13 protein-coding genes are annotated in these 11,661 nt (G+C 31.0%); 5 read left to right on the top strand and 8 right to left on the bottom strand.

The features are described 5' to 3' along the window. Positions 1-8 precede the first annotated feature (8 nt). The 5 genes from GQS58_RS09475 to dnaK all read right to left on the bottom strand — a co-directional run bounded on the left by GQS58_RS09475 (position 9) and on the right by dnaK (position 4,726). Positions 9-362, bottom strand: coding sequence for a hypothetical protein (locus tag GQS58_RS09475; RefSeq protein ID WP_166385225.1), 354 nt, complete (start codon positions 360-362; stop codon positions 9-11). 1 nt (position 363) lies between these two features. Continuing rightward, a complete protein-coding gene (locus tag GQS58_RS09470; RefSeq protein WP_166385223.1) occupies positions 364-672 on the bottom strand; it encodes a hypothetical protein in 309 nt (102 codons plus the stop codon). Further along, complete coding sequence (locus tag GQS58_RS09465) at positions 673-1,968, bottom strand: NAD(P)/FAD-dependent oxidoreductase (RefSeq protein WP_166385221.1); 1,296 nt, start codon at positions 1,966-1,968, stop codon at positions 673-675. 73 nt (positions 1,969-2,041) lie between these two features. Next, complete coding sequence (locus tag GQS58_RS09460) at positions 2,042-2,566, bottom strand: hypothetical protein (protein ID WP_166385219.1); 525 nt, start codon at positions 2,564-2,566, stop codon at positions 2,042-2,044. Between the two features lie 258 nt (positions 2,567-2,824). Then, positions 2,825-4,726 carry a molecular chaperone DnaK gene (gene dnaK, locus GQS58_RS09455; protein WP_166385216.1) on the bottom strand — a complete coding sequence of 634 codons (1,902 nt, stop codon included), beginning with the start codon at positions 4,724-4,726 and terminating at the stop codon, positions 2,825-2,827. Between the two features lie 257 nt (positions 4,727-4,983). On the opposite strand from dnaK, the gene GQS58_RS09450 reads away from it, so the two are divergent. Together GQS58_RS09450 and GQS58_RS09445 are read left to right on the top strand one after the other, a co-directional pair. Further along, positions 4,984-5,322 (top strand): DUF2853 family protein, encoded by a 339-nt coding sequence (locus GQS58_RS09450; protein ID WP_166385214.1) that lies wholly within the window; start codon positions 4,984-4,986, stop codon positions 5,320-5,322. A gap of 84 nt (positions 5,323-5,406) precedes the next feature. Further along, positions 5,407-6,831, top strand: coding sequence for an L-serine ammonia-lyase (locus GQS58_RS09445; protein WP_166385212.1), 1,425 nt, complete (start codon positions 5,407-5,409; stop codon positions 6,829-6,831). Positions 6,832-6,920: 89 nt separating this feature from the next. On the opposite strand, the gene yaaA is transcribed toward GQS58_RS09445, so the two are convergent. The 3 genes from yaaA to GQS58_RS09430 form a co-directional block, all read right to left on the bottom strand. Continuing rightward, entirely contained in the window at positions 6,921-7,679 is a 759-nt protein-coding gene (yaaA, locus tag GQS58_RS09440) for a peroxide stress protein YaaA (RefSeq protein ID WP_166385210.1), read from the bottom strand. A 188-nt stretch (positions 7,680-7,867) separates the two neighbouring features. Next, entirely contained in the window at positions 7,868-8,908 is a 1,041-nt protein-coding gene (locus GQS58_RS09435) for an RluA family pseudouridine synthase (RefSeq protein WP_166385208.1), read from the bottom strand. A 102-nt stretch (positions 8,909-9,010) separates the two neighbouring features. After that, on the bottom strand, positions 9,011-9,568 hold the full coding sequence (locus tag GQS58_RS09430; RefSeq protein WP_166385206.1) for a PASTA domain-containing protein: 558 nt from the start codon (positions 9,566-9,568) through the stop codon (positions 9,011-9,013). 92 nt (positions 9,569-9,660) lie between these two features. On the opposite strand from GQS58_RS09430, the gene GQS58_RS09425 reads away from it, so the two are divergent. From GQS58_RS09425 to coaD, 3 genes are all read left to right on the top strand, one after another. After that, positions 9,661-10,635, top strand: coding sequence for a D-alanine--D-alanine ligase (locus GQS58_RS09425; RefSeq protein ID WP_166385205.1), 975 nt, complete (start codon positions 9,661-9,663; stop codon positions 10,633-10,635). A 126-nt stretch (positions 10,636-10,761) separates the two neighbouring features. Next, positions 10,762-11,121: a four helix bundle protein gene (locus GQS58_RS09420; RefSeq protein WP_166385203.1), complete on the top strand. Its 360-nt coding sequence runs from the start codon at positions 10,762-10,764 to the stop codon at positions 11,119-11,121. An 82-nt stretch (positions 11,122-11,203) separates the two neighbouring features. Then, complete coding sequence (gene coaD, locus GQS58_RS09415; RefSeq protein ID WP_166385201.1) at positions 11,204-11,659, top strand: pantetheine-phosphate adenylyltransferase; 456 nt, start codon at positions 11,204-11,206, stop codon at positions 11,657-11,659. Positions 11,660-11,661: the final 2 nt, after the last annotated feature.

Below are 11,661 nucleotides of genomic sequence, written 5' to 3'. Positions count from 1 at the left end.
AAATTTTATCAGTATTTATCTTTTTGAAGGTAGTAGAATACAAATCCGCTTGCAAAATAAAGAAGAATATCAATAATATCCGTGGTATATCTTGCTAAGTATTTAGGGAAAATAAACTCGAATAAAAGACTATACATAAAACAAACGTATAGAATTATAGGGAAACTCAACGTGTAAGTTTTATCGTTTTTAGACCATTTTAAAATTTGTAAACAGATGAATAAAACAATCGGAATGATTAAAAAATCATTCACATAAAAACGAATGAATTTAGGTAAAGGAACGGAGAAATATTGAAGAAAATAGATGGTGGTTCCTGTCAATAAAGAAATTAAAAAATAATAAAAGAGTATTTTTTTCATTTTATCCGGCAGCAACCATTGCAATAAACCAAGCCAAACCAGCACCAATAATACTAACAATTGTAAATGCAGAATATAAAATCCAACCGGTAATTTTATATAAAATATTAGAATGGTTTTTTAATCTTTCCGTTAAATTAGGATTTTCTCTTTCATAAATAACCTTATCAATTTCTTTTTGCTTTACAATGTTGGCTTTGAATTCTCTTTTCTTTTGATGAGAAATTAGGGTGTTGCAGTTTGTGCAATACTCTTTATTAGTATTGAAAACCCCACAGTTCGGACATTTTATAATTCTTTTTTCAGCCATTTATTTTCTAAAACTAAAGCTGTTTTTATTCTTATAAGGCCTAATAATTAAACGTGTTTCTCTATCAAAACGAATGTAATTATACACCCAATTTAGAAAAACAATGGCTTTATTTCTAAAACCAATTAAAGAAAATAAGTGGACAAACATCCAAACAAACCAAGCAAAAACTCCTTGAAATTTCCAGTTTTTTAAATCTACAACCGCTTTATTACGTCCAATAGTTGCCATGGAGCCTTTGTCTTTATAAACAAATGCTTCTTGTTCTTTGTTGCACAATTTTGCCAATATATTTTTTGAAACTAACCGACCTTGTTGAATAGCAGGTTGCGCCATCATTGGGTGTCCGAAAGGAGTTTTTTCTGAAGACATACAAGCAACATCACCAATTGCATATACGTTTGGGTGCCCTAAGACTTGATTGTATTCATTTACTTTTATTCTTGCGGCTCTTTCTATAACACATTCTGTGTTTAGGCCATCAATCATTTCACCTTTTACACCTGCAGCCCAAATAACAGTTTCTGCTCTAAAATGATCTACACCATTTGTCGTTACTGTTTTTCCATCATAATCTAAAACACGCAAGTTTTTCCAAACATGAACGCCTAGTTTTATTAGAAAATCTTCTGCTTTTTCAGAAGCTTTTGCGCTCATTCCTTTTAAAATACATTCAGAACTTTGAATTAAGTTTATCTGCATTTGTCGGATATCTAAATCAGGGTAATCTTTAGGTAAGATTCCTTTTTTCATTTCGGCCAAAGCACCAGCTAATTCTACACCTGTTGGTCCACCACCAACAATTACAAAATTCATTAAAGCATTTCTTTCTTCAATATTTGAAGTTAATAAAGCTTCTTCAAAATTTTCTAAAATTAAACTTCTAATATTTAAAGATTGCGGAATGGATTTCATTTCCATCGTGTGTTTTTGGATGTTTGTATTTCCAAAAAAGTTGGTTGTAGAACCTGTAGCAATAATTAATTCATCGTATTCTAAGTTTCCTATAGAAGTTTCAATAGTATTATTTTCAGGGTTTATTTTTACTACTTCTGTTAGTCTAAAATAAAAATTATCTACATCGTTAAAACGCTTTCTTAACGGAAAAGCAATAGAATCTGGTTCTAAACCACCTGTTGCAACTTGATATAACAAAGGTTGAAACGTGTGATAATTATGTTTGTCTATTAAAACAACCTGTAGTTCTTGTTCTTCTAACCCTCTGGCTGCTGCCAAACCAGCAAATCCGCCACCAATAATTACAACTCTAGGGAAACTTGTTTGTGGAATGTTCATTTCTTATTAGATGTTTAAAAAGTGGTGTTATTAGATTTTTAGAAAAGCAAATTTACTGAAAAGTGATGGTTTCTTATTTGAAACTTCTTTTTATTTCTGGAAGTGATTTCTTTGAACTTATAAATTCTGTAATCACTTTAAATCGAATAGTGTCTATATCATCTTCAAAATAGTTTGCCCATTTTGTTTCTTTAAATAAAATTGAGATTTGTTTTATTTTTTGTTGTGCTTCATTTAAAGTAAAAAGTAAGTTATTGGCACCTGTTTCTTTAGGTTGAATTCTCGCTGTTTTTTCTTCAAAATTGACATCAATAAAAAATATTTTTTCAGTAGAATTGATAGGGTAAAAGTCCTTCCATTTTGCAAAACCAATCACTATTTGTTGGTTTTTATAATCTTCGTTAGCAATTAATTTCCATCTGCAATTTGCCACACGTCCCCAATGATTAGATTTTCTATACACACCTTCATCTGTATAGAAATACATACTTTCTGATTTGCTTTTATAATTGGTGTTTTCTGGAAATTGAAAATTATCAACTTGGTTAAATTCGCAGAAGGTATGTTTAAAGAAGTTGGTTTTGTTGTAGGTTTTCAAAAATTTTCTTTTTAATAATTTAGACCCTTCAGGTTTTTAAAACCTGAAGGGTCTTTTTTTTGTGGCAAATTTAATAAAGGAATCTGAATTATCGTATAGAGTTTGCTTCGTTCCTCGCAATGACGCATAAAAAAACGCAATCAAATTAATGATTGCGTTTTAGTTATTTTAAGAAAAAATGTTTTTCTTTTTAGAAGATCTCTCTTTTATCGGGATAAGTTCAATAACGAATTTTGATTTATCAAAATTCTATTTCACTTACTTTACTTCTTCGAAATCTACATCTTCAACATTGTCTCCCTGAGCATCAGCTTCTGGTTGACCTTGTTGTGCACCAGCATCAGCTCCTGCAGCACCACCTTGAGCAGCATACATCTCTTCAGATGCAACCTTCCAAGCTTCATTGATAGTTGCTAAAGCAGTATCAATTAAAGTTAAATCTTGAGATAAGTGAGCAGCTTTTAATTCTACTAAAGCAGCTTCGATTGGTGCTTTTTTATCCGCAGATAATTTATCACCAAATTCAGTTAATTGCTTTTCTGTTTGAAAAATCATAGAATCTGCTTCATTGATTTTTTCTGCAGTTTCTTTTGCTTTTTTATCCGCATCAGCATTTTCTTCTGCATCTTGCTTCATTTTTGCAATTTCATCTTCAGATAAACCAGAAGAAGCTTCAATTCTAATCTCGTGAGATTTGTTTGTTCCTTTGTCTAAAGCAGAAACTTTAATAATACCATTTGCATCAATATCAAAAGTTACTTCTACTTGAGGTACACCTCTTTGTGCAGGAGGTAAACCATCTAAATGGAAACGACCAATAGTATTGTTATCTGCAGCCATAGCTCTTTCACCTTGTAATACGTGAATTTCTACTGATGGTTGGTTGTCTACTGCTGTAGAGAATACTTGAGATTTTTTTGTAGGAATTGTTGTGTTTGCATCAATTAATTTTGTGAAAACATTCCCCATAGTTTCAATACCTAAAGATAAAGGTGTAACGTCTAATAACAATACATCTTTAACATCTCCAGATAAAACTCCACCTTGAATAGCAGCTCCTAAAGCAACAACTTCATCAGGGTTTACACCTTTACTTGGTGCTTTTCCAAAGAATTTTTCAACAGCTTCTTGTACAGCAGGTATTCTTGTAGAACCACCAACTAAAATAACTTCATCAATATCAGAAATAGTTAAATCAGCATTTTTTAATGCAGTTTGACAAGGCTCGATAGTTCTTTTTACTAAATCGTCAATTAATTGCTCAAATTTAGCTCTAGATAAAGTTCTTACCAAGTGTTTTGGTCCACTAGCAGTAGCAGTAACATAAGGTAAGTTAACTTCTGTAGAAGCAGAAGAAGATAATTCAATCTTCGCTTTTTCTGCAGCTTCTTTTAAACGTTGTAAAGACATTGGGTCTTTACGTAAGTCTAAATCTTCATCCGCTTTAAACTCATCTGCTAACCAGTTAATGATTTTTTCATCAACATCATCACCACCTAAATGTGTATCACCAGCTGTAGCTAATACTTCAAAAACACCATCTCCTAATTCTAAGATAGAAACATCATGTGTTCCACCACCAAAATCAAAAACAGCAATTTTTTTATCGTCGTTAGACTTGTCTAAACCATAAGCTAATGCTGCAGCTGTTGGTTCGTTTATCATTCTTTTTACAGTTAAACCTGCAATTTCACCAGCTTCTTTTGTAGCTTGTCTTTGTGCATCGTTAAAATATGCTGGTACAGTAATAACTGCTTCAGTAACCTCAGTTCCTAAATAATCTTCAGCAGTTTTTTTCATTTTCTGTAACACCATTGCAGAAATTTCTTGAGGCGTATATAAACGACCATCAATATCTACTCTAGGTGTATCATTATCTCCTCTTACAACTTTATAAGGTACTCTTCCTGCTTCTTTTGTAGATTCAGAAAATTTGTTACCCATAAAACGTTTAATAGAATAAACAGTTTTTGTTGGGTTTGTTACAGCTTGTCTTTTAGCTGGGTCACCAATTTTACGTTCTCCTCCTTCTACAAAGGCAACGATAGATGGTGTAGTTCTTTTTCCTTCTGCGTTAGGGATTACAACTGGCTCGTTTCCTTCCATTACAGAAACACAAGAGTTTGTTGTACCTAAATCAATTCCAATAATTTTACTCATAATATTTATTTTAATAAATTTTAATTCAATTTTACATTTTCTATTAGGCAAATGCTGTGCCAACCGCTTTTATACTAGCAAATGTCAGTTATTTTAAAAAAAAAAATTAAATTAATGTGACATAATGACACAAAATGTATCTAATAGATTGGATAGGAAGAATATTTGAATATAATTTTTAATTCCTTATATTTGGATAGTTCTATTTGAGATAAAGTAAATCTATAAGTTATAATCTAAAATTCTAAAAAAAAATCATGAGTAAATTTGACGAAAAAGTAGCGCAGTATTCTAAGTTTATGGACGATAAAGGTCTAAAATATGATGCAGACTTATTAAAGGCTGTAACAAAGGGATTAGGTCCATCTATTTATAAAAAAGATGCTGAAACCGTGTCTGGTTCAGATGCAAAAGAATTGTTAACGGTTAAAAATAATTTTTTAATTAAAAAGTTAGGTTTAGCAGATGGTCCAAAATTAGATGAAGCGATCAATAAAGTAGTGGAGGCAATTGGTAAATCTGAAAGAAATAAATACAGAGCAGTCTTTTACTATATGTTAGCTGTAGAATTTGGAAAGGAATCGATATACAACTAATATAAAATATAATTTTAATAAAAAAATCCAACTCATTGAGTTGGATTTTTTACATTTACCACAATTCTTAATTAAATCTTACGAATGTCGCAATTTATTAGTGTTTTTGATATGCTCAAAATAGGTGTTGGTCCCTCAAGTTCTCATACACTTGGGCCTTGGCGAGCTGCCGAACAATGGATACGTCAATTAAAAGAAAATGAAAATTTTCATTTAGTTGATGCAATTCAGGTAGATTTATATGGTTCTCTATCTTTAACAGGTAAGGGGCACGCTACCGATTTGGCAATTCAATTAGGGTTAACAGGAGCAGATCCAGAATATTTGCCTATTGAAAACATTGCTACTATTATTGATGACATTAAGGAATTAAAAATACTTTCTTTAAACGGAGAAAAAGAAGTGCCTTTCTATAAAGAATCTATTGTATTTAATAGAGCCTTTTTACCATTTCATGCAAACGGAATTACTTTTAGAGGTTTTTTTAAAGGTGATGAAATTTCTACACAAACCTATTTTTCTATTGGAGGAGGTTTTATTGTGCAAGAAAATGATCATTTAGAAGAAGAAATAGAAATCAATAAAAAGAATTTTCCTTTTCCAATCAACAGGGCTTTACAACTAGAAGAGTATTGTGAAAAAGAAAATTTATTAATTTCTGATATCGTTCTTTTAAATGAATTAGAATTAAATTCTGCAGAACATATAGATAAAGAATTGCACAGAATTTGGGATACGATGCTAGAATGTATGTTTACAGGCTGTCATACAGAAGGAAGGCTTCCTGGAGGTTTAAATGTAAAAAGACGTGCTTTTGATACACATAAAAAATTAATAAAAGATACCAGTTATACAAACCCAAAAGAATGGTTAACTGCCATAAGAAGTACAGAAGTAAAATTTAGAGAAATTTTAAAATGGGTTAGTTGTTTTGCATTGTCTGTAAATGAGGTAAACGCCGCTTTGGGTAGAGTAGTTACCGCACCAACAAACGGAAGTGCAGGTGTTATTCCGGCAGTTTTAATGTATTATATGGTGATAGAAAACCATGAAGCCGACTTTAGTCACGTTAAAAAATTCTTATTAACGGCTGGTGAAATTGGGAGTGTTTTTAAGAAAAATGCTACAATCTCAGCAGCAATGGGAGGTTGTCAGGCAGAAATAGGTGTTTCTTCTGCAATGGCAGCAGCTGCTTTAACAGAATTATTAGGCGGTACAGCAGCACAATGTTTGTCTGCTGCAGAAATTGCTATGGAACATCATTTAGGTTTAACCTGCGATCCTATTGCTGGTTTGGTACAGGTGCCTTGCATAGAACGTAATTCTATGGGAGCAATAAAAGCGATTCATGCTGCAGAAATAGCATTAGAAACTGACCCAAAAGAAGCTTTGGTGCATTTAGATAGTGTAATAGATACCATGTGGGAAACCGCAAAAGACATGAATAAAAACTACAAAGAAACCTCAGAAGGTGGTTTGGCAGTTACGGTAAGAATTGTAGATTGTTAGAAATCAGTCGGCAGTCTTCAGTCGGCAGTCTTCAGTTAGCAGTCAGTTTGTGACTGCTAACTGAAGACTGAAAAACTGTAGACTTTTTTTTAACGAGTAAACACCAAATCATTTCTAGAAGACAGTTCTTCAGAAAAACGATATTTATCAACATTAAAACCTTTTAAATCTTCTATAGTTTTAACGTTATTGTCAATAATATAACGCACCATTAAACCACGAGCCATTTTAGCGTAGGTCATTACAATTTTATATTCTCCGTTTTTATAATCTTTAAAAATAGGTGTAACCATTGGTACTTTTAAAACCTTTTTAGGAATTACTTTAAAGTATTCTGTACTTGCTAAATTTACTAATAATTCTCCGTCTTCTAATTCTTCATTTAATGCATTGGCAACAGTATCACCCCAAAACTTGTACAAATTTTCTTTAGTACCTACTTTTAAACGAGTTCCCATTTCTAAACGATACGGCTGAATTAAATCTAAAGGTTTTAATAAACCGTATAAACCAGATAAAATTCTTAAATTATTTTGAAGTAAAGGTATTTTTTCTTCTTCAATAGAGTTTACATCAATCCCTTTAAAAACAGCACCTGTAAAAGAATAAATAGCTTGCTTTGCATTGTCTTTGGTAAAAGGAGTTGCCCAAGTTTGATTTCTATCATAATTTAAAACAGACAAATCATCAGAAATTTTCATCAACTCAGATAAGTTTTTTTTAGAAAGTGTTTTTAGTTTCTTATTTAACTTTTCAGATTGGTCTAAAAAACGAGGTTGCGTATGTAAACTTGTAGGTACTTTACTTTCGAAATCTAAAGATTTTGCTGGTGATATTATGATTTTCATATAATGTAATTCAGAAATAATTAAAGTATAAAAATACAAATGTTTATAGATTTCTTAAATGTATTTTAAGAGTAATATTTAATACTGTTATAATTATTTGTAATAGTGATAGTGTTTTTTGATAAGTAATTTCTATTTTAAATAAAAAAGCTACTTTCTGTTTGTGAAAGTAGCTTTTTAAAAATAAGTTAATCTAAATCTATATCCTTAGAATTCTCAGAGTAGGTTCTCCATTTTTCTAAACACTCTGTAATATCTGATGGTACTTCAGAATTAAAACGCATAAATTCTCCCGTTTTAGGGTGCGTAAATCCTAATGTTTTTGCATGTAACGCTTGTCTTGGTAACACTTTAAAACAGTTGTTTACAAATTGCTTGTATTTGGTAAACGTTGTACCTTTTAAAATATCATCTCCACCATAACGTTCGTCATTAAAAAGCGTGTGTCCAATATGTTTAAAATGCGCTCTAATTTGGTGTGTTCTACCAGTTTCTAGTTTACATTGTACCAAAGTAACATACGTTAAACGCTCTAAAACTTTGTAATGTGTAACAGCATGTTTTCCAAAATCACCATCAGGAAAAACAGCCATTTGCAAACGGTTTTTTAAACTACGTCCTATGTTTCCAATAATAGTACCTTCATCATCCTCTACATTTCCCCAAACTAAAGCATAATACAAACGCTCTGTAGTTCTGTCAAAAAACTGTTTCGATAAATGTGCCATTGCAAATTCTGTTTTTGCAACTACTAATAATCCACTAGTATCTTTATCAATTCTGTGCACCAAACCTGGTCTTTCGTTAGAATTGGTTGGTAAGTTTTCTATATGATGAATTAAGCCATTCACTAAAGTCCCAGAATAATTTCCGTGACCAGGATGCACTACCATACCTGCAGGTTTGTTTACTACAATTACCGTGTCATCTTCATAAACAATGTCTAAAGGAATGTCTTCTGCCACCAATAAGTTTTCTGCTGGCGGATATGATAAAACAACTCTAACAACATCATTTGGTTTTACTTTATGATTCGATTTTACAACCGCATCATTCACTAAAATATTACCTGCTTTTGCTGCTTGTTGAATTTTATTTCTGGTAGCGTTTTCTACAAAATTCATTAAAAATTTATCTACTCTTAAAGGTTCTTGTCCTTCACTAGCTGTAAATCTATGATGTTCGTACAAATCGTCGTTTTCTATATCTTGAGGTTGATTTTCTTGCAAAATTTATTTTTTAAGTCGAAGTAAATATTCATCGAATATCAACCTTTAACAGTTTAATTTTTTATTTTTGAATACTGAATACTGAATACTGAATACTGAATACTAGTTCCCGTTTCCGTCACCTAAAACTAAATCTACAATAGAGTTTAAGGGTAATTTATCTCCGTGATTTAGAATTTCTCCTTTGTAGCGCAATCCACGTACAACATCTTTACCAATATCTCTAACAGAAATTGGGTTTGTACCAATATTAAAACCAATTGAGCGTAAATGAGAAGTGGCTTGTCTCTTAGTTCTTCCGTTTAAATCAGGAACAGTAACATCTCTATATTTAGATGGGTTTAATGTTAAGTAAATTTTACGTTTTTCTTTTACAAAATCTCCTGTTTCTGGAGATTGCTCAATGACAGATTTTTTTGGATAATCTGGATTGTAACTCGCGCTATCTATAACAATAAAATCTAGATTTAATTCTTCTAACTTTAGTTTTACATTTTCTAAAGACATTTTATGTAAGTTAGGAACTTGAATTTTTTGATGATGATTGGTAGAATAGCCTAACCAATATTTTAAGGCAAAAATAAATACCAATAAACCTACAATTGCAATAGCAACTTGTATAAAAAAGGATTTACTTTTAATAAATTGAAAAATACTCATTTTTTGATTTTTAGAACGCACAAAGATATAAAAACTAAACGTTGCTATTTCTATATTTATTTTGATAAATTTGTTTTATTATTTTAGAATCCATGAAACAGAATATTGCTATTGTAATGGGTGGTTATTCATCCGAAGTTAATATTTCCCTAACCAGCGGAAATGTAGTGTACAACCACTTAAATAAAGAGAAATACAATCCGTATAGAGTCCATATTTTAAAAGATAAATGGGTTGCATTAGATGCTGATAATAAAGAATATTTAATAAATAGAAGTAATTTTTCTTTTAATCTTAATGGTACGCCTGTTATTTTCGATTGTGTTTTTAACGCAATTCATGGTGCGCCAGGAGAAAACGGAACCTTGTTAGCGTATTTAAAATTGATTAATTTAAAACACACTTCTGCTCCTTTTTATCAAATGGCATTAACTTTTAATAAACGAGACACGTTAAGTGTTGTTAAAGAATATGGCGTTAAAACGGCACTTTCTGTTTATTTAAATAAAGGAGATGTTGTAGATTTAGACGCTATAATTAGCAAAGTTGGGTTGCCTTGTTTTGTAAAACCAAATAATGCGGGTTCTAGCTATGGAATTTCTAAAGCACATACAAAAGCAGAAATGTTGCCTGCTCTAGAAAAAGCCTACAAGGAAGATTCAGAAATTTTAATTGAATCTTTTTTAGACGGACCAGAAGTTTCGGTTGGGGTTATTCAGTATAAAGGAGAAACAAAAGTATTACCAATTACAGAAATTGTTACAGAAAATGATTTCTTTGATTATGAAGCTAAATACGAAGGGAAATCTCAAGAGATTACTCCTGCTAGAATTTCTGATGAAGAAAAAATTAAAGTAGAAGAAATAGCTATAAAGGTATATAAAATTTTAAATATGTCTGGTTTTTCACGTTCAGAATATATTTTAGTGAACGGAGAACCGCATTTCTTAGAAATGAATACAGTGCCCGGTTTAACCGAAAATAGTATTTTACCGCAACAAGCAAAAGTAGCAGGTATTTCTTTAGAAGAGTTATTTGATAACGCAATAGAATCGGCTTTTTTATAGAAGCAAGATTATCACAGTTGTGTCGTTGAATCAGGATGTTTTTGAAACAAGACGTAAAAACTAATTTATGTATATTGTAGAAACCAGAATAATTCTTGGTTCGAAAACATCAAAAAATACAAAGCTATGAAAAGACATAATTTTAAAAAGTTACAAATTTGGCAAGAAGCAATAGAGTTAGTTACCTTAAACTATAAATTTACGTCAACTTTACCTGATTTCGAAAAATTTGGTTTGGTGAGTCAATTAAACAGATGTGCTGTTTCTATTCTTTCTAATATATCCGAAGGAACAAGTAAAAGGACTAATAAACATTTTGTTTCTTTTTTAGAACATAGTTTAGGTTCTGCTTTTGAATGGGAAACTCAAATTATAATTTGTAATAATTTAAACTTCATGTCTCATGAAGTTTTTCTCGATTTAGAAAAAAGAATTCAGAAATTACAACAAAAAATATCAAATTTTATAGAGTCCTTAGATAAGTAATTTTATTTAAAGAGTCTTCGTTCGTGGTTCAAAAACATCATGATTCAAAAAAATCTAATAACATCAAATTTTTAAATAAAAAATGAAAAAAGCAATTTTCCCCGGATCCTTTGATCCAATAACGTTAGGTCATTTTGATATCATAGAGAGAGGTGTAAAATTGTTTGATGAACTAATTATTGCCATTGGTATAAATGCTGATAAAAAATATATGTTCAGTTTAGAAGAGCGTAAAAAATTTATTGAAGATTGTTTTAAAGATAATCCGAAAATAAAAGTAGTAACCTACGAAGGTTTGACGGTTCATTTTTGTCAAAAAAATAACGTAGATTTTATTTTTAGAGGATTAAGAAACCCTGCCGATTTTGAATTTGAGAAGGCAATTGCACATACAAACCGTGATTTAGCACCCATTGAAACCGTTTTTTTACTAACAGCAGCAAGTACTTCTTATATTTCATCATCTATTGTAAGAGATGTAATTAGAAACAACGGAGACTATACAAAATTGGTTCCAGAACCGGTAAGAGTTAAATAAAT

The sequence above is a fragment of the Polaribacter sp. 11A2H genome, from assembly GCF_011379025.1.
Taxonomy (GTDB): Bacteria; Bacteroidota; Bacteroidia; order Flavobacteriales; family Flavobacteriaceae; genus Polaribacter.
Note: the sequence above shows the minus strand (reverse complement) of the source record. Positions and strands in the feature narration are given on the sequence as shown.